Annotated in this window: 12 protein-coding genes and 1 rRNA gene; 6 read left to right on the forward strand and 7 right to left on the reverse strand. The window is 59.3% G+C overall.

What is annotated here, in order from left to right:
• Positions 1 to 150 precede the first annotated feature (150 nt).
• The 5 genes from AC1EJZ_RS08860 to gatC form a co-directional block, all read right to left on the reverse strand.
• A 16S ribosomal RNA gene (locus tag AC1EJZ_RS08860) occupies positions 151 to 1702 on the reverse strand.
• Between the two features lie 439 nt (positions 1703 to 2141).
• Entirely contained in the window at positions 2142 to 3569 is a 1428-nt protein-coding gene (locus tag AC1EJZ_RS08865; RefSeq protein ID WP_285016178.1) for an NAD(P)-dependent malic enzyme, read from the reverse strand.
• Between the two features lie 256 nt (positions 3570 to 3825).
• Positions 3826 to 5328, reverse strand: coding sequence for an Asp-tRNA(Asn)/Glu-tRNA(Gln) amidotransferase subunit GatB (gene gatB / locus AC1EJZ_RS08870; protein ID WP_058236223.1), 1503 nt, complete (start codon positions 5326 to 5328; stop codon positions 3826 to 3828).
• A complete protein-coding gene (gene gatA / locus AC1EJZ_RS08875; RefSeq protein WP_058236038.1) occupies positions 5328 to 6836 on the reverse strand; it encodes an Asp-tRNA(Asn)/Glu-tRNA(Gln) amidotransferase subunit GatA in 1509 nt (502 codons plus the stop codon). Before gatA ends, gatB begins: the two co-directional genes overlap by 1 nt.
• The gene (gatC, locus tag AC1EJZ_RS08880) at positions 6836 to 7132 is read right to left on the reverse strand and encodes an Asp-tRNA(Asn)/Glu-tRNA(Gln) amidotransferase subunit GatC (RefSeq protein ID WP_058236039.1); all 297 of its coding nucleotides are present in this window, start codon (positions 7130 to 7132) and stop codon (positions 6836 to 6838) included. The genes gatA and gatC overlap by 1 nt, the downstream gene beginning before the upstream one ends.
• 109 nt (positions 7133 to 7241) lie before the next feature.
• Between gatC and AC1EJZ_RS08885 the strand changes: the two genes are divergently transcribed.
• On the forward strand, positions 7242 to 8510 hold the full coding sequence (locus tag AC1EJZ_RS08885) for a phospholipase D-like domain-containing protein (protein ID WP_285016173.1): 1269 nt from the start codon (positions 7242 to 7244) through the stop codon (positions 8508 to 8510).
• On the opposite strand, the gene ligA is transcribed toward AC1EJZ_RS08885, so the two are convergent.
• Positions 8433 to 11030: an NAD-dependent DNA ligase LigA gene (gene ligA, locus AC1EJZ_RS08890; protein ID WP_480294635.1), complete on the reverse strand. Its 2598-nt coding sequence runs from the start codon at positions 11028 to 11030 to the stop codon at positions 8433 to 8435. The genes AC1EJZ_RS08885 and ligA overlap by 78 nt on opposite strands.
• Positions 11031 to 11225: 195 nt before the next feature.
• Here ligA and AC1EJZ_RS08895 point away from each other — a divergent pair, with 195 nt between their 5' ends.
• Entirely contained in the window at positions 11226 to 14858 is a 3633-nt protein-coding gene (locus AC1EJZ_RS08895; protein ID WP_480294636.1) for an FtsK/SpoIIIE domain-containing protein, read from the forward strand.
• 254 nt (positions 14859 to 15112) lie between these two features.
• A complete protein-coding gene (locus AC1EJZ_RS08900) occupies positions 15113 to 15361 on the forward strand; it encodes a WhiB family transcriptional regulator (RefSeq protein WP_058236042.1) in 249 nt (82 codons plus the stop codon).
• A 112-nt stretch (positions 15362 to 15473) separates the two neighbouring features.
• Here AC1EJZ_RS08900 and AC1EJZ_RS08905 read toward each other — a convergent pair whose 3' ends face one another.
• The gene (locus AC1EJZ_RS08905; RefSeq protein WP_058236043.1) at positions 15474 to 16937 is read right to left on the reverse strand and encodes a sensor histidine kinase; all 1464 of its coding nucleotides are present in this window, start codon (positions 16935 to 16937) and stop codon (positions 15474 to 15476) included.
• 67 nt (positions 16938 to 17004) lie between these two features.
• On the opposite strand from AC1EJZ_RS08905, the gene AC1EJZ_RS08910 reads away from it, so the two are divergent.
• The 3 genes from AC1EJZ_RS08910 to AC1EJZ_RS08920 all read left to right on the forward strand — a co-directional run bounded on the left by AC1EJZ_RS08910 (position 17005) and on the right by AC1EJZ_RS08920 (position 18895).
• Entirely contained in the window at positions 17005 to 17505 is a 501-nt protein-coding gene (locus tag AC1EJZ_RS08910; protein WP_480294637.1) for a DUF2505 domain-containing protein, read from the forward strand.
• Between the two features lie 168 nt (positions 17506 to 17673).
• Positions 17674 to 18123, forward strand: coding sequence for an OsmC family protein (locus AC1EJZ_RS08915; RefSeq protein WP_070725630.1), 450 nt, complete (start codon positions 17674 to 17676; stop codon positions 18121 to 18123).
• A 4-nt stretch (positions 18124 to 18127) separates the two neighbouring features.
• Positions 18128 to 18895 (forward strand): VPDSG-CTERM exosortase interaction domain protein, encoded by a 768-nt coding sequence (locus tag AC1EJZ_RS08920; RefSeq protein ID WP_480294638.1) that lies wholly within the window; start codon positions 18128 to 18130, stop codon positions 18893 to 18895.
• Positions 18896 to 18922 lie beyond the last annotated feature (27 nt).

Below are 18922 nucleotides of genomic sequence, written 5' to 3' on the forward strand. Positions count from 1 at the left end.
CAGCAGCCAGACGCAGGCAACACACACTTCCAAAACACACAGGAATTGAAAGAAAACCCGACAATGTGTCTGCCCCGCCAACACTTGCAACCCCACAACGCGCCCCACCCCAAAAAGAGCAGAAACAAACGCACAAACAGGGCTCCCTAGAAAGGAGGTGATCCAGCCGCACCTTCCGGTACGCCTACCTTGTTACGACTTCGTCCCAATCGCCAATCCCACCGTCACCTGCTCCCCCCCAAAAAGGTTAAGCCACAAGCTTCGGGTGTTACCAACTTTCGTGACGTGACGGGCGGTGTGTACAAGGCCCGAGAACGTATTCACCGCAGCGTAGCTGATCTGCGATTACTAGCGACTCCACCTTCACGAGGTCGAATTGCAGACCCCGATCCGAACTGAGACAAGCTTTAAAGGATTCGCTCCACCTCACAGCATCGCAACCCTCTGTACCTGCCATTGTAGCATGCGTGAAGCCCAAGACATAAGGGGCATGATGATTTGACGTCATCCCCACCTTCCTCCGAGTTAACCCCGGCAGTCCCCCACGAGTCCCCACCATAACGCGCTGGCAACATAGGGCAAGGGTTGCGCTCGTTGCGGGACTTAACCCAACATCTCACGACACGAGCTGACGACAACCATGCACCACCTGCACACCCCCAACCAAATGCACACCTATCTCTAGGCGCTCAGGGCGCATGTCAAGCCTTGGTAAGGTTCTTCGCGTTGCATCGAATTAATCCGCATGCTCCGCCGCTTGTGCGGGCCCCCGTCAATTCCTTTGAGTTTTAGCCTTGCGGCCGTACTCCCCAGGCGGGGCACTTAAAGCGTTAGCTACGGCGCAGAAACCAAGGGCGGCCCCCACACCTAGTGCCCAACGTTTACAGCATGGACTACCAGGGTATCTAATCCTGTTCGCTCCCCACGCTTTCGCTCCTCAGCGTCAGTAACGGCCCAGAGACCCGCCTTCGCCACCGGTGTTCCTCCTGATATCTGCGCATTCCACCGCTACACCAGGAATTCCAATCTCCCCTACCGCACTCAAGCCTGCCCGTACCCACCGCACACCCCCAGTTAAGCCAGAGGATTACACGACAGGCGCGACAAACCGCCTACAAGCCCTTTACGCCCAATAAATCCGGACAACGCTCGCGCCCTACGTATTACCGCGGCTGCTGGCACGTAGTTAGCCGGCGCTTCTTTACCCGCTACACTCACCACTACCCAAGTAGCGGCTTGCACACGAGCGAAAGAGGTTCACAACCCGAAGGCCTCCATCCCTCACGCGGCGTCGCTGCATCAAGGTTCCCCCCATTGTGCAAAATTCCCCACTGCTGCCTCCCGTAGGAGTCTGGGCCGTATCTCAGTCCCAATGTGACCGCCCACCCTCTCAGGCCGGCTACCCGTCAAAGCCTTGGTAAGCCATCACCCCACCAACAAGCTGATAAGCCGCGAGCCCATCTCCCTCCAGAAACCACAAAGGCCCCTTTCCCACACCCCCCATGCGGAAAGCGCAGAACATCCAGTATTAGCACCCATTTCTGAGCGTTATCCCAAAGAAAAAGGCAGGTTACTCACGTGTTACTCACCCGTTCGCCACTCTCACCACACAACCACAAAGGCCACGCAGATCCCGTTCGACTTGCATGTGTTAAGCACGCCGCCAGCGTTCGTCCTGAGCCAGGATCAAACTCTCCAAACAAAAAACAAAAAACCATAATCTGCTCAGAAAACAACCACCCCACAACAGGGCAGCCAATCCCAACCAAAAAAACTCAAAAAACAAAAACAAGCATCAACAAAACAAACACACTATCGAGTTCACAAACAACACCTACATACGGTCAAGAACTTTTAAGAAAGCCCTCTAGCGTAGTAAAACCACTAACACCAGAACCTCTCGGCTCCACCATCAGCGGCGAGAATTAAATATACTCACCTTCCCACTCGAGGTCAAACTTTGGCAGGGTGAGCATCGACACATCGAATCAAAAGCGCTTATTTCCAACGAAAACGACTCCTCCGGGTCGCGACCGTTCCACGGTCTCCACTCACAGTGAAGTGCGTGGAACATGCGGCGGCCGCCCTCGTCAATCCTGATGCACGATCAACGAAAGCGGCCACGCGCGCTTGCACTGTACTCAGCGAGTACCCAGGTGCTCCTGGTTCGGAATGTCCACGGTGGGAAGATCACGAACAGCCTGGCGAACCGCCTTGGACACGGCCACCGGCACGCGGTCATCAAAGACACCGGGAATGATGTAGCTGGGCGAAAGCTCGTCATCCGAAATGACGGATGCGATCGCCACGGCGGCAACCCTCAGGACTTCCGTCGTAATCTGGGAGACCTTCGCATCAAGCAACCCGCGGAACAGCCCTGGGAAAGCCAGCACGTTGTTGATCTGGTTAGCGTAATCGGAACGCCCCGTCGCAACGATGCGTGCGTATCGAGCGGCATCGAGCGGGTCAACCTCGGGTGTCGGGTTGGCAAGCGCGAAGACAATCGCGTCATCAGCCATCGTCGCCACATCTTCGCCGGTAATCAGGCCGCCGTGTGAGACACCGATAAACACATCAGCATCGCGCAGACCATCCTTAAGGTTGCCGGTCACCCGACGCGGGTTCGTATGCTCAGCAAGCCAGCGACGCGAAGCATGCATGCCTTCAACGTTATCCGCACACAGCGCTCCAGTGCGGCCATACCCCACGATATCCTTTGCTCCCTGAGCCATCAGGAGACGGATAATCGCTGACCCGGCGGCCCCCACACCCGACACAACGATGCGGACCTCGTCAATCTTCTTGTCCACCAGCTTGAGCGCATTGAGCAAAGCTGCCAGGACAACAATCGCGGTGCCGTGCTGATCGTCGTGGAAAACCGGAATATCAAGTTCCTCGCGCAGGCGTTCCTCAATCTCGAAGCAGCGAGGTGCTGAAATGTCCTCCAGGTTGATGCCCGCATAGGCCGGTGCGATCGCCTTGATAATCGAGATGATTTCCTCGGTGTCCTTTGTGTCGAGGACGACTGGCCACGCGTCCACACCACCGAACTGTTTGAACAGGACCGCCTTGCCCTCCATCACTGGAAGCGCAGCAGCAGGACCAATGTCTCCCAGCCCCAGCACAGCCGTCCCGTCTGAAACGACGGCCACCGTATTGGACTTCATGGTCAACAGGTGGGCTTTTTCCGGCATGTCGTGAATGGCAGTGCATACACGAGCCACACCCGGGGTATAGATGCGCGACAAGTCGTCGCGGTTACGCAGCGGGACGCGCGGAGCGATGGCGATTTTTCCGCCGATATGAGCGAGGAAGGTCTGATCTGACACGGCTGCAGTATGAATGCCAGGCAGGGCGTCGAGGGTAGCTTCCACTTCGCGTCGATGGTTTGAATCACGCATATCGCAAGTCAGATCAATGGTCATATGGCCGCGATCTGAATCCGCGACATCGAATCCCTTCACCTGGGCACCTGTGGCGGTCACCGTATCGATGATGGTGGCGATGGACGCTTGTGATTCATCAAATTCAAGCCTGTAGGAGGCGGTATATGACGGAGAAGTACGCATACAAACAATCATTCCTCAAAAGCGTAATGTTCACGCGGTATGTCAGTTCGTTCGTTTTGTATCGTACAAGCCTTTCGGAACGACGGTGTTAACGATCGCACTATGTGGACATGTGCTCGCATGAGCCATGTTTCGTCCGCCGCTCATCTGCCTTCATCAGCTGTTTGAAGGGCAGACAACAAGAAGGTGGCGGCAGAGCCTGCCAGCTCCGCCGCCACCTCACATTCCCACTCCAGGGGCTGAAATCGGTCGGGTTTTACTCCTCGACACCCACCATTTCCATGATGAGTTCACGCACGCGCGCAGCGTCGGCTTGGCCTCGAGTCGCCTTCATCACTGCTCCGACCAGGGCGCCAGCGGCCTTCACTTTGCCACCCTTGATCTTCTCAACGACGTCGGGATTGGCGTCAAGTGCTTCCTGAACGGCAGACGTCAGTGCGCCCTCGTCACTGACCACCTCAAGGCCACGCGCCTGCACGACCTGCTCGGGATCGCCCTCGCCGGCCAGGACACCTTCGAGGACCTGGCGGGCAAGCTTATCGGTCAGGCGTCCATCGTCAACGAGCTTCTGAAGCTGCGCAATCTGCTCGGGTGCGACCGTCAGATCCTCCAACGCAACCTCATTTTGCTTCGCCGTGCGTGCCAGCTCACCCATCCACCACTTGCGTGCAGCGGCAGGTGAGGCACCGGCCTCAACAGTGCTTTCGATCAGCTCAAGCGCTCCGGCATTGACGACGTCGCGCATTTCCTTATCCGAATAAGACCACTCGGTGCGCAGGCGCCGACGCTTCGCTACCGGCAATTCAGGCAGCTCGGCGCGCAACTGCTCGACCCATTCGCGCGACGGAGCAAGCGGAACCAGGTCTGGTTCAGGGAAGTAGCGGTAGTCTTCCGCATCAGACTTCTCGCGGCCTGACGAGGTCGACCCGTCCTCCTCGTGGAAGTGGCGCGTTTCCTGGATGACTGTGCCCCCCGCCGACAGGATCGCAGCGTGGCGCTGAATTTCGAATCGGACAGCGCGCTCGATACCGCGGAAAGAGTTCACGTTCTTCGTCTCTGAGCGCGTGCCGAGCGGCGCATCGGGGCTGGGACGCAGCGACACGTTAATGTCGGCGCGCACGTTTCCGCGTTCCATTCGAGCTTCCGAGACTTCCAGCGTGCGGAAAATGTCACGCAGTGAGCGCACGTATGCTGCGGCAACCTCCGGAGCGCGTTCGCCGGCGCCTTCGATTGGACGCGTGACGATCTCAACCAAGGGCACGCCGGCGCGGTTGTAGTCCACCAGCGAGTGGTCGGCACCGTGGATACGGCCGTCCGCGCCGCCGACGTGGGTGTTCTTGCCAGCGTCTTCTTCCATGTGGGCACGTTCGATGGTGACGCGGAACATTTCGCCGTCTTCGAGTTCGACGTCGACATAACCGTCGTGCGCGATCGGCTCATCGTACTGCGAAGTCTGGAATGCCTTCGTCAGATCCGGGTAGAAGTAGTTCTTTCGGGCAAAACGGCAGTACTCCGCGATTTCACAGTTCAGTGCCAGGCCAATCTTGATGGCGTATTCAACAGCCTTGTGGTTGACGACCGGCAAGGAACCTGGCAATCCGAGGGACACTGGCGTAACAAAGGTGTTCGGGTCGCCACCGAACGCGTTGGGCGCAGCGTCAAACATCTTGGTCTTCGTGCCCAGCTCGACGTGAACCTCGATACCGAGAACAGGGTCGAACTGTTTGACCGCGTCTTCATAATCCATGAGGTCTTCCATCATTCGCTCACCTTCCAGTCGGCAGCCGGGCATCTGCCCGCAACATCATCGCTGAGCAGTTCAACAAGCGCTGCCACCTCGTACATCTTCTGATCATGACGTGCCGGTGCAATCACCTGGAATCCGACGGGCAGATTCTGTTCGGTCACGGCATTCGGAATCGTCATTGCGGGGACGCCTGCAAGGTTGGCCGGAATGGTGGCAATGTCGTTGAGGTACATCGCCATCGGGTCGTTGATCTTTCCACCCATCTCGAAGGCGACGGTCGGCGCGGTCGGCGAGACGAGGACGTCGACCTGTTCGAAGACGCGCGCAAAATCGCGCTGCACGAGGGTGCGGACTTTCTGCGCGGATCCATAATACGCGTCGTAGTAACCGGCCGACAGGACGTGAGTGCCCAGAATAATACGGCGTTTGACCTCATCACCGAAACCAGCCTCGCGGGTAGCAGCCATGACGCGTTCGGCTGTGACATTACCTTCGGCGGGTTCAACACGGATGCCGTAGCGCATGCCGTCAAAACGTGCCAGGTTCGAGGATGCCTCGGCCGGCATGATCAGGTAGTAGGCCGCGAGCGCGTATGCAAAGCTCGGGCAGGACACTTCGATGACTTCAGCGCCTGCGTTCTTGAGGGCCTCCACACTGGCGTTGAACGCGTCGAGCACTGCGGGTTCATACCCCTCGCCGGACAGTTCCGTCACGACACCGATCTTCAGTCCGGCAATGCTGCCCCGGTCTGCCACGGCGCGCACACTGTCAGCAAGGGGCGGCACCGGGTCAGTCAAGGATGTGGAATCGTGTGGGTCGTGACCACCGATGAGTTCCTGCAAGGCGGCAGCGTCCGCAACTGTGCGGGTGACAGGCCCGATCTGATCGAGCGACGAGGCCATCGCAACCAGACCGTAACGTGAAACCGCACCGTAGGTGGGCTTTGCCCCCACAGTTCCCGTCACTGCACCTGGCTGACGGATCGACCCGCCAGTATCGGAGCCGAGGGCGAGCGGCACCATGAACGCTGAGACAGCGGCAGCTGACCCGCCGCCGGATCCGCCGGGGATACGGCCAAGATCCCACGGGTTTCCTGTTGCGCCATATGCGGAGTGCTCAGTTGAGGATCCCATGGCAAATTCGTCCATGTTGGTCTTGCCGACGATCGGCAGGCCGGCCTCGTGAATCTTTTCGACGACCGTTGCGTCGTACGGTGGCAGCCATCCCTCGAGGATCCTGGAGGCACAGGTGGTGGGCATGCCACGTACGACCATGTTGTCTTTCACTGCGATGGGGACGCCTGCAAGGCGATGGAGCTTCTCCCCCGCTGCGCGGCGCTCGTCAACGCGGCGAGCTGTTTCGAGGGCACCTTCGCGGTCAATATGCAGGAAGGCGTTGACGTGTTCATTCAGAGCGTCGATCCGGTCCAAGCATGCTGTCGTCAGTTCAACGGATGTGATCTGACCTGCCTCGAGCATGTCGGCGAGTTCGAGTGCGGATTTCTTGAGCAGGTCGTTCATCAGTCCTCCTCGAGAATCTGCGGGACGAGGAACATTCCGCGGTCCTGAGCCGGCGCCTGCGCCAGGACCTCATCACGGTCGAGGGTGGGGCCGACTTCGTCTTCGCGCCACACATTCGCCAACGGAATGGGGTGCGACGTTGCGGGAACGTCAGGGGTGGCAACTTCGGACACTTGTGCAACGGATGTAGCGATGACGTCAAGTTCACCGGCGAAGCGCTCGATTTCTTCTTGCGTCAGCGCAATCCTGGCCAGCCCGGCGACGCGGGCGACTTCTTCAGTACTGATGCGTGACATGGTGCCAATTCTATGTGGCACGAAGCAGATATTCGACCCAGCGGGCCCGAAGGCACGTGTCTGACATGTATAAGTTCTCAAATTGTCGGGAAGGAATTAGGCTAACGGCATGGCAGTTGCACGGAAGTGGCGTTTAAACCACCAGACGGGGTGGAAGATTCTCAAAGGTGTCGGTATCGGGCTGCTCGTTGCGCAAGCTGCTGCCGTCGTCACGGTTCATGCCGTTGACCGAGTCCGAATCGCACGTATTCCCGGTGGCCGTCACGGCTTCCCCACTTTGCCCCCCAGCGATGTCCAAATCGATTCGAACGTTGTGCGGACCTACACCGAGGGCGAGTCGCTTTATACCGACATGCTGGACGCGATCAACGAGGCTCGTGAGTCGATTTGCTTTGAGACCTACATCTGGGCGGCCGACGAGATTGGACGCGCCTTCAAGGATGCACTCTATGCCGCTGCTGATCGAGGCGTTCAGGTCTACATCGTTTACGACGGTTTCGGAGTGCTGAATCAGAATCCACTGTTCAAGATTTTCCCCAGGCACCCGAACCTGTTCCACCGGCGTATCCCTGAGATTCGTTCCGGCCTGTTCACGCTTAATTTGCGCAAGACAGGGCGTGATCACCGCAAGATTCTCGTCACCGACGGGAAGTACGGCTTCGTTGGCGGTTACAACATTGGTGAGCGTTTCGGCGTCGAATGGCGAGATACTCACGTCCGTATCACCGGTCCGGCGGTGATGGAGCTGGCGGACGGGTTCGCTGAATTCTGGAATCATTTCAAGCGGCCGTGGCAGCCGGCTCTACCTGACGGCGGGGTTAAGGACTGGTTCCCACCCATCAGTGCCGAATTCAATCTGCCCTCACGATTACTGTTCCCCGTGCGGGGCCTGTACCTGGATGCCATTGACCGCGCGCGTGACCAGATCCTGATCACCACTGCTTACTTCATTCCCGATAAGGAAATTTTGCACAACCTGGTTGCGGCTGCGCAGCGAGGCGTGCGCGTGAAGGTGCTGATCCCTGAATATTCCAACCACATCATGGCGGACTGGGTTGCGCGCCCCTACTACGGAGAGCTGCTGCGCAACGGTATTGAAATCTGGCTGTATCAGCACGCCATGATCCACTCCAAGACCATGACGATTGATTCGCACTGGTCAACGATTGGTACTGCCAACATTGATCGCCTGTCGATGCAGGGCAATTTTGAAGTCAATCTGCAGTTCCGTTCCACCGCTTTGGCAGAGCGCATGGAAGAGATCTTCGCCAAAGACCTCACGACGTCCAGGCAGCTGACGCTAGAAGAGTGGGAGAGACGAGGCCTGCCCACCCGCATCATTGAGCGGCTCCTCCACCCCTTCGAGTGGGTCGTCTGAGTCGACTGAAGCAGCGTGTGCCTCGTCAGCCTGCGCGTCAGTTTCTTCGAGGACACTCATACCGCGTGCCAGCAGTTCGTCGAAGCGGGACTGGTCAAGAATCGGGACGCCGAGTTCTTCGGCTTTCGCCACTTTTGACCCGGCCCCAGGGCCTGCCACAACCAGTGACGTTTTCTTGCTGACCGAGCTGGTTGCCTGCCCGCCCCGATCCGTGATGGCTTCCTTCGCGCTGTCACGCGTGTACCCTTCCACCGATCCGGAGACGACGATCGTCAGTCCTTCCAGTGTGGCTGCGTGAGTGGATGCGGATCCACCCTCGTCACTGTCGTGCATGCGCACCCCTGAGGCTGCCCACCGGCGCACAATCTCCTGATTGTCAGGCTGTGTGAACCAGTCACCAATCGCGCGCGCAATGATCGGGCCTACCCCGTCGATTGCGCTGAGTTGTTCTTCACTGGCCGAGGAAATCGCCTCCATCGAAGGCATTGCCGCTGTCAGTTCCCTGGCGACCGTGGGGCCGACGTGGCGAATCGACAGTGCAACCAGCACGCGCCACAGTGGCTGAGTGCGTGCCTGCCTGTCCATGAGTTCGAGCATCTGCGTCAGCGTGTCACGAGGGCGAGACTCAGCCGGTTCGCGGAACTTGATCTTCACCTTGTTTTCTGACCGCGTCCTGGTGACCCACGGCTGTGTCCAGAAAAAGTGGACGTACGCCCAGTCCTCGCTGGAAGGTACCTGGCGCCAGATCATCACATCTTTCACATCATCGGCGGTGAGCGTAAAGATTTCGCTTTCAGAGGTGACAACCGGGTCCTGAGCGGATGGCAGCATCGCATTTGCCGCTTCCATCTGCTCACCGTGACTTAAGTGGTCAACGTCGGTGAGCACAATATGCGTGCCGTCTTCGAGCACGACTCGATGCCCCGCAATCAGCGCCGCCGCGACCTCGTCACGATAGTTCTCAGGCTGCGTCAGCGCGAGGGCGGCCTCAGCTCCCAGATGCTCGATGTCCAATGCGGACCGTGACGCAATATGTTCAATGCGTTCAGTCAGCTGCGCCGGGCACAGCGCGCGATTCAGACAGCGCAGGTCCGCATCGCCTTCAGACTCGGCCCTGAGCGTACTGCCGCACGACGGGCACTCGGTCGGCATGACGAATTCCCGCTCAGTTCCATCCCGTTCGTCCACCACCGGTCCAACAATTTCAGGGATGACATCTCCCGCTTTGCGCACAATCACCAGGTCACCGATCAACACTCCCTTGCGCGCCACCTCGCCCGCGTTGTGCAGTGTCGCTCTCTGCACATGCGAGCCGGACACGAACACCTTATCCATCACCGCGTAGGGCGTGACGCGACCCGTGCGTCCAACCTGGACGTGGATGTCGAGCAGGCGCGTCGTGACTTCCTGAGGTGGGAACTTGTAGGCAATTGCCCATCGCGGCACGCGCGAGGTGGCCCCCATCTGACGCTGAAGCCCCTGATCGTCAACTTTGATCACGACGCCGTCGATCTCATGATCCAGTCCGGCACGCTGATCACCCAGCTCGTCAATGCGTTGAGCAATCTCGTCATAGGAATGCACCAGCCGCGTGTGAGGCGACACCGGGATTCCCCACTGTTGGAACAGCTCGTACCAGCCGAACAGGTGTGTAGGGGCGGTGAAAGACTCACCAGCCTCGATAGCGCCAATGCCGTGCGCCAACAGAGCGAGCGAGCGCTGCGCAGTGATCGCCGGATCTTTTTGCCGTAGTGATCCGGCTGCAGCGTTGCGTGGGTTGGCAAAAGGTGCCGGAGGCTTGTGGGGCTGACGACTCAGTTCTCCAGCACGGTACTGCTCAAGTTTTTCCGCGTACTCGTTGTGCGCGCGAGCGCGCTGCTCGTTAATCTGCGCAAAGTCTTCCAACGGCATGTAGATCTCGCCGCGAATTTCCAGCATTTCAGGGTGCGGACCGCCGGACAGGACATGCGGAATGGACGAAATAGTGCGCACATTCGCGGTCACATCTTCACCCACGCGCCCATCACCCCTGGTTGCCGCCTGGATGAGGAACCCGTTTCGATACAGCAGCGACACTGCCAGGCCGTCGATTTTAACTTCCGTCGTCATCGCGGTACTCGCAGAGCCAACCTCGTCAATCGTGCGCTGCCACCACGAGCGCAGTTCGTCCAGGGAGAAGACGTCCTCGAGCGACATCATGGGTTCTGCATGCTCGACCGGCGCGAATGCTTCGCTGCGTGTGCCACCGACCGTGGCCGTAGGCGAGTCAGGTCCTGATAGCTGCGGGTAGGTGCGCTCTATGTCCTCCAGCTGGCGGAAGAGGGTGTCGTAGTCCGCGTCGCTCAGTTGAGGCGCATCCTTGTCGTAGTAGTCGTGGCGTGCCTGCTCGATCCGTTCAACCAGGTCGACCCACTGCTCGCGTGCCGACGGTGGGACGCTCTGATCGCACTGGGGGCTCTGCGAGATGCTGGGCGGCTGAGCTGCGGGGGTGCCCGCGGTGGCGGCATGCTGATCTTCCATACGACTATTGTTCCACTGTTCGCGTTCCGGCTGGTCGACGAGGGCGACCTGTGGATGTCTGGGCGCGAATTGCGCGAATCGACGTAGGTGCTGTGGAGGGCGACTGTTATCCACAGGACGTACGCGTGTTACTGCCTGTCCACATTCCAGGTCATCTGAGTGGAGGCGCGGCGGTGAGGACATCACCATGTTGACATGATGACGTTGACACTTCCTATGCTTCGCGAACGAGAGGACGCACCCGCACGCGCGGCGAAATTCACCCGCGCTGAAATAGCGCCGGCCGGAGAGGACGACACTGCGGCTGCCGCTCACCCGTTAAAGACAGCTTTTCATCTGGCGTGCGTGAGTGGTCCGGATGTGGGACTGGTGGTGCCGATCGAAGCCTGTACGCTGATTGGCAGAGCAGATGGGCACGGTCTGACCTCGCAACATTTGTCCCGCACGCACGCCATTCTTGAGGAACACGGTGCCGTGGCCCGCTCACTTACACGACGAGTGCGATCAGATCACGTACCCCGATGGCCCTGGCTGCGCCGCGAGCGCGCACAACTGTCCATCACCGATTGCGACTCCACCAACGGAACACGTGTGGCGCGGCGCCTCCCCCTCGTCGGCATGCTTCCGCGGCGCTTTTCTCGACAAGTCGGCGCACGTGCGCTGCCCCTATCAGTGGGGCATCGTATTTTCGCTGGTGGAAACGTATTCGAGGTGCGTGCCAGGCCTCTCAACTCCTCCTGGCCACAGCCTGACCCCGTTCGCAATCGGTTCGTGCGATGGGGCATCATCCCCATGATGCTGATCATCCCCATGATGGTGTGGCGCCTGTCCATGTGGGGAGGTGCTGCGCGTGGGTGGCTGGTCGGCGCATTGGGTGTGGCGATGGCGCTGGCGGCAGGAATATTCGCGCTTCGCTTACTCAGGCGTCGGAGATTCTGGAGGCACTACGACGCAGCCTCCCTCGCCGTCGCGCTCAGCGCACTGCCTCGCGGCGATTCGCACTCATCTTCAGCGCCGTTGTCGTCTCCAGACAAACACAGCGGCAGCGGGGATCGTACGTTGCCAGATGCACTTCCTGTGTGGCCCGGCATGCCTGGAAAATCCCCTGCACTGGAGCTGAATCTGAGCGAGATATACGGCTCGTCACCTGCACCTGTTTCCCTCGTTTCAGGGCCCCGACGCGCGCCGATGCGTCGGGGCCATTCGCGCCGAACTGGAGAGCGAGCGCAGGTGCGTGTCGTCGGTTTCATCGGGGAGCACGCTGTGTCGGGTGCCTACTGGTGGGCAGCTCAAATCGCTGCCCGACTGGGCGGCGCCCGCATCATCAATCCAGATAGTCACGCGCGCCGCATCGGTTCGCCCGCAATCGACATTCACATTGTCAGCGGGTCCGTCTGCGTGGCATGTGCAGATAGAGGCGGATCCGAACTGAGACGTGCTGGAGATGGTCGGCACGTGGTACATATTGGTGTCGGAGCAGGATATGCAGATTTACCCGAATGGTGTGACCACATCATTCGCCCGAACCACGTCCTCGTAACTGACCGATGGTGGGATACGTGCACCGAGTCTGCTGATGAAGGCACCCACAACAGTGTTCCGGACTCGGTAACATGGGAGGACCTTGCTCAGTGGGAGCCGGACGAATCGCACTCTCAGTGCCTGCGCGTACCCATCGGACACGACGGACACCGACTCGTCAGCATTGACCTTGTCTCAGACGGTCCTCACGCGTTGCTTGCCGGCACAACGGGATCTGGAAAATCGGAAGCGCTGACGACGTGGCTGGCGCAGATGTGTGAACGCTTCAGCCCGCGCCAGGTGCAACTCGTCCTCATTGACTACAAGGGAGGAGCCACATTCACGCCATTGACGCGATTGCCCCACACCCGCCAGGTCCTGACAGACCTGGAGCCTGATGCCACGAGTCGGGCGATTCGAGGACTGTCATCGCTCCTGCGAGAACGCGAACGCGACCTTGCGCGCCTCGGCTTTCCCGACATTCGCCGCTGGCATGAGGATCATTGCCGAGGTGCGGCGCCCGAACCTCCCGCGCGCATCATTATCGCGATCGATGAGTTCCGGGTCCTCGCTGATTCGCATCCCGACACTTTGGATGCGCTGGTCAGGCTGGCTGCCCAGGGACGCTCCCTGGGATTGCATCTCATTGCTGCGACCCAGCGCCCGTCAGGGGCGATCACGCCGGCCATGCGCTCCAACATTGACATTCGCATCGCATTGCGCTGTGCCACCGAGGCAGATTCGCTCGATGCGATCGGCACCCCGGCAGCTGCTTCACTTCCTCGTCACCCTGGTCGTGCGCTTATCAATGGTGGGACGCACATACAGTTTGCGTACTGTGGTGACATAGAGCGGGTGGTTCGGCGCGTGCGCGACAGGTGGGGGCGTGAAAATGACTGCCCGCCGCTATGGACGCCCGAGCTTCCCTCGCCCCTTTCATGGCACGAGGTTGACGCCACCTACCTTAGCCAGGTGGCAGTACGTGGATGCAGCGGGGAGGCTGATCGGCGCATTGCGATTGGGGTGGCTGATGGGATCGATATCGGACGCCATTACAGCGTGCTCTTTGAGGATGGGCATATCCGCTTGGAAGGGCCTCACTATCGCAGCGCTGATCTGGCGCAGTGTGCACAGGCGCTGGGCGTGAGGATCGGGCAAGCTCGCGGGATACCAATCCACTTGTGTGACAGCACATCGCTGGCCGGCCACGCGATGAGCACGCAGCTGTTTGCTTCCCGTCTCTCACTCGATGATGCAGGCGCCGTTACGCACCTGCTCACCGGCATTGCGGCACACGGCCCATCCGTCCTGATCGTCACCGATGTTCCCGACATGATGCGATCGTTGGACCGCGTGCTGTCAGCGGGCACGGCACACACTGTGTGGAGTGAGTGCTTGTCGCAGGCTCGTGCCAGCGGTATCACCATCGTTGCCGCAACTCCGGGTGAGTTTGGCACCGGGGGAAGCTGCAGTTCAGCTTTTTCTACCCGTTTTGTCGCAGCCCATTCGTCAGATGAAGCGCTGCGCGCAGGACTTGGTGTGCGCACACCGCTCACTCGCCACGATGGCCATTTCATTCTTGCCTCTCTTCCGTCACGTATCCGCTCCTCATGCGACGGAGGAATCGGTGAACCTGTTGACCTGACAGGGGTGTTATGTGCACTCCCCCACGCGATCCCCACCAATGCCGAGCGCGACACACATGCAACCTCTGTCACTGAGAGTGCGGAGCCGTGGACGGTGCTGTCTTTGAATGCCCCTCTTTCAATGCTGCGGACTCGCCCTGACACAGCATTGTCGACAGAAGGGGCCGAGCTGACAGAAGGAGATAAGGCGGAGGGCAAGGCGCGGCGAGCAGATAGGACAGCTCCAGCAGGGAACGGGGAGCCCGCTGCGCCATGTCTGGGCTGGGTAGGAGCCTCACTTGAGTCACTCTCTTGTCCGCACGGGTCGTGCGTGCTGATCGGTGATGATCTGGAGGATGCGCGCCGCATTCTCGAGACGCACTGGCATATGGTGTCAGGCCCACGCGATTGTCGGCCAGGCTTTGATCCAGCCCAGATCACGCTGCTTGGATCTCATCAGTGGACACAACTACGCTCACACGCGCATGACACGGTGATCGCGCTGGATCCGTCACCTGATTTGGTTCGAGCATTGGCACAGGTCGCGCGCAGCGTTCCTGTCGCTGTTCGTGCGGAGCGGTGGGGAGCTCACAATGGGATCATCATGCATGCAGGACGAGTTGAGCGCTTCCGTCTCAACACAGCCCTTCTTCAGGAAAGATCCAGACCTTTCGATTCCTAAGGCACACCGGCTTCGGTCATCCGCAGGCGTTCGAGACACGCGCGTCACACTGGTCTTCTCCACATTTTCGTCCCCTCACACCGCCGCGCGTAAATCCTCGTGACTATTGACACATGCGTGAAACGGGAGTTGGGCCCTTTTTCCCCTTGCCCTTCGGTGATGATTCGTCGACAATTGATCAAGTTATCGACAAGTTATACGTTAAGCGTCGAGTTGTTTAACAAAACGTTAACGGAAATGGAGTTTGAGGGAAGATGGACTGGCGGAGTAAAGCAGCCTGCTTAAGTGTTGACCCGGAGCTGTTTTTCCCAATCGGCAATACTGGTCCAGCCCTGACACAAGCTGCGGAAGCCAAAGCTGTATGCCATAACTGCCCCGTTGAGACCGTGTGTCTGCAGTGGGCAATGGACAACAACCAGGATTCCGGTGTGTGGGGCGGTCTGAGCGAAGAAGAGCGCCGCTCAATGAAACGCCGCGCCGCACGTGCACGCCGCGCTTCCTGAAACTCCTCACTGACTTCAACGCGTAGCCGGGTTCACCACGAACTCGGCTACGCGTTTATTCAGTGCACGAACACTGCCCTCACATGCCCATTCCACCGAGCACACCTCTGCATCACTCCACGCGTAGACGCAGCGTGACAACTGTGCCCGATTCTTCTCCCGGTTCCCACTCGATCGTGCCTCCCAGTTCCCCTCGAACCATTTGCCGCACAATCTGCGTGCCCAAGCCGCTGAGTGGAGTACCTGGCTCAAATCCTACGCCGTTATCAATCACGCGAACCGTCATACGTTTGTCGTTGTCGTGGTCGCGCTGCGCATCGATGCGTATCACGCCGTCTCGCCCTGCCAGACCATGCTCGACAGAATTGGCAACAAGCTCGTTGAGCACTGTGGCCAGGGCTTGAGCCTGATCCGCGCTGATCACGCCAAATTTACCCGTCGTAATAACCTCAACAGAATGGTCCGTTGAGGCAACCGCGCCAGACAGGCGCAACACGGAGCGGGCGACCTCGTCAAAATCAACTTCCTCATCGACCGTGTGCGACAACGCCTGGTGAACTGTGGCGATGGACTGCACTCGGCGTTCGGCCTCTTTGAGGGCATCCTTGACTTCCTGCGAATCAGAGCGGCGGGCCTGCAGTCGCAGCAGGGCCGACACGGTTTGCAGATTGTTCTTGACGCGGTGGTGAATCTCCCGAATCGTGGCATCTTTCGTCATCAGCTCTTCTTCACGCCGACGCATCTCAGACACGTCGCGTGTCAAGATGACCGCCCCCAGACGATGACGCCCATTGGTCAGAGGCAATGCGCGCATATTGACTGTCGAGGCGTGCGCCGAGATCTCCACGCGCCACGCTGCCCGCCCCATCACAACGACAGCCAGTGTTTCCTCAACAAGCGCGTCATTGGATATAACGTCTGTGATGTCTTCGGCCAGCACGCGCCCAATGACCGAGTGTCGAATCCCCAGGCGCCTCAGGCATGAGCTCGCATTAGGAGTCAGCTCCTGAACCGTGCCGTCACCATCAATGAGAATCACGCCATCCATAACGCGTGGCACGCCGTGCGCAAGAACTGTTGGTGTAGACGTGTAGGGATACTCACCACGCGCGCACATCTCCAGCAGGATTCGCGAGGCATTCTGCGTCCAGGCACCCATCCCGACGGTCGGGCGCGGTGAGGCCAGGTTCGATTCGCACGTCACGACCGCAATGACTGAGCCTCCGTGACTGATCGGGACGCACACCTCCGTCATGGAGTAGGTGCCGGCCCAGCGCGTCCCTGACGGCTCCACAATCGAGTTGGTCTCCATTGCCTGGCGCAGGTTTGCTTCGCGCGCGGCCGGTAGATACAGGCCGATAATGTCATCGAGGTGCACCGTCGTAGCGGTCGATGGCCTGCAGTGCGCAACAGCAATGAAACGCCCGTCATCGGTGGGAAGCCACAACACAAGGTCGGCAGCAGCCAAATCGGCCAGGACCTGCCAATCTGCAAGCAAGAGGTGGAGCCAGTCAAGATCCTGCTCCGCGAGGACACGCGAGGAAGCCTGTCCGGCGAGTTGCATCAGGGAACGCATGGCACCACTGTAGTGGTATGGAGGCCATTATGGGTGCCTCGAACACGCAAACCGGAGCGGAGAAACTATGCGAATTAACGAAACCTACGCCTACCCCCTGGGTTTTGACAAGGTCAACGCGATGTATGCAGATCCCGCGTTCACTTACGCGCGTCTGGATCAGCCCGGAGTGACTGACCCTCAGGCCAATGTGCATTCCACCGCCGATGGAGGCCTCCTTATTGAAGCCTCGTGCACACTTGACGTCAATCAGCTTCCCCCGGCGGCGCAGCGGTTCCTCAAGAAGTCACCCGCCATCACTATGAAGGAGCAGTGGGAGCCGATCAGCGGTCGCGAACGGGTGGGATCGACCATGCTGACCGTCGAAGGCGTGAACGCGAGCAGCCACTTCACCTCGAAACTTTCCGGCAATGACGCGCAAGCTGTGCGCCAGATGGACGGCGAATTTACCGTCAAGATTCCACTGGTGGGTAAGACGATCGAGAATATGGCAATGAAGCAGATCTCCCGGATCTTCGAGGCTGAGGTCGGCCTGGCTGAGAAATGGAACCAGGATCAGGCCCGTTAGGAATCGGCACGACCTCACCGATAAAGGGTGACGACGAGGCGCGCTTGCCTGACCCGGCAAGGCTCAGTCCGGCCAGGACCTAAGGGAAATCACCTCTGCATGTTCGCCCTTGGAAATGAACGAGGGCGAAAGACGGTCCTCCTCGAACAAGAGTGAAACAATATAGCTATGGATACACATACGACGGCACCGGCTGCCGAGGGCGGCCCAACTGAGTCACTGTTCATTGAGCGCACCGGGAAAAGGCAATACGTTGCGCGCAACCATCGCGACGCGGCCGTGAATATCGGAGACGGACCGGGAGAGTTCACTCCTGGTGAGCTCTTGAAGATCGCCGTGGCAGCATGCAATGCGATGTCGTCCGATTCGCGTCTGAGCTCCGTGCTTGGTGACGACTTCCAGCAGTTCACCGGCGTTTCCGCGGTCTCCAACAAAGAGGAGAACCGCTACGAATCGTTCCAGGTTGAATTGGTGCAGGACCTGTCAGCCTTGAGCGATGAGGATCGCGCTGACCTGATCGAACGAGCCACGCGCGCTATTCACAAGAACTGTACGGTGGGCCATACGGTTGAACAGTCGGCCACCTATTCGGCAACTTTCACATCAGAGAAAATGTAACGATATGTCACCTCGTTTTTCAGATTCTGAGCGCTCACGCATGCCGCTGTCTCTGCCGGAAAGTGTGTGGCAGAAGGCGCTGAACGTTCCTCACGCAACCAGTTTAAAGGCGGCGCGCAAGCTGCGTGAACAGTTCCCTGACCTTGCTCCAGGCGAGCTGGTTCAGCTCGCCACCCGCTCGTACCTGCGGCGCATCGGGATGGAGTCAGGTGCTGTGGGTGCGGCGGCGGCCTACCCTGGTGCCGGCACCGCAGTTTCTGCAGCAGCATCGGGCGCTCAGCTTGCCGCCTTCGTGTCAGAGTCTGCTCACTACGCGATGACTGTGGCGCACCTGTATGGCATTGATCTGAGGGATCCCGCCAAGCGCACGGCACTGGTTCTGGCCGCCTTGACTGGGCGGGAAGGTGCGGAAATGATTACGGCGCAGGTCGGGATCCAGACTTTGGCCTGGTTCCGCAACTCGTTCCTGTCGATTCGCACGGGCACCGCCCAGCAGTTCAACCGTCTGTTGTCCAAGTGGCTGCGCAAGAAGGCAGTTTCGAAAGCTGCAACCACAACACTGGAACGCCTGCTGCCCTTCGGTGTGGGAGCTGTTGTGGGCTGGCAGTTGGGCCGCTCGATGGCCAAGTCTGTCGTTGAGGGCGTGCAGACAGCGCTGGGACCCGCACCTTCGGAAAACGTTGAAGACGTTGTGATCGATGTGCAGCCGGTTGAGGATCCTGCCGCAGATGATGAACTGTACGAGGCGATCGTCCTACCTGATGAGGAATAATACGATCAAGCCAAATGAAGAAGTGAG

It is taken from the genome of Pauljensenia sp. C0170B5, from assembly GCF_056590195.1.

Bases quoted from the DNA above. Each gene is read 5' to 3' on its own strand.
- AC1EJZ_RS08910 (WP_480294637.1), top strand. From the start codon at position 17,005: ATGCGAATTAACGAAACCTACGCCTACCCCCTGGGTTTTGACAAGGTC.
- gatB (WP_058236223.1), bottom strand. From the start codon at position 5,328: ATGGAAGACCTCATGGATTATGAAGACGCGGTCAAACAGTTCGACCCT.
- AC1EJZ_RS08905 (WP_058236043.1), bottom strand. From the start codon at position 16,937: ATGCGTTCCCTGATGCAACTCGCCGGACAGGCTTCCTCGCGTGTCCTC.
- AC1EJZ_RS08900 (WP_058236042.1), top strand. From the start codon at position 15,113: ATGGACTGGCGGAGTAAAGCAGCCTGCTTAAGTGTTGACCCGGAGCTG.
- AC1EJZ_RS08920 (WP_480294638.1), top strand. From the start codon at position 18,128: ATGTCACCTCGTTTTTCAGATTCTGAGCGCTCACGCATGCCGCTGTCT.
- AC1EJZ_RS08865 (WP_285016178.1), bottom strand. From the start codon at position 3,569: ATGCGTACTTCTCCGTCATATACCGCCTCCTACAGGCTTGAATTTGAT.
- AC1EJZ_RS08915 (WP_070725630.1), top strand. From the start codon at position 17,674: ATGGATACACATACGACGGCACCGGCTGCCGAGGGCGGCCCAACTGAG.
- ligA (WP_480294635.1), bottom strand. From the start codon at position 11,030: ATGGAAGATCAGCATGCCGCCACCGCGGGCACCCCCGCAGCTCAGCCG.
- AC1EJZ_RS08885 (WP_285016173.1), top strand. From the start codon at position 7,242: ATGGCAGTTGCACGGAAGTGGCGTTTAAACCACCAGACGGGGTGGAAG.
- gatA (WP_058236038.1), bottom strand. From the start codon at position 6,836: ATGAACGACCTGCTCAAGAAATCCGCACTCGAACTCGCCGACATGCTC.
- gatC (WP_058236039.1), bottom strand. From the start codon at position 7,132: ATGTCACGCATCAGTACTGAAGAAGTCGCCCGCGTCGCCGGGCTGGCC.
- AC1EJZ_RS08895 (WP_480294636.1), top strand. From the start codon at position 11,226: ATGATGACGTTGACACTTCCTATGCTTCGCGAACGAGAGGACGCACCC.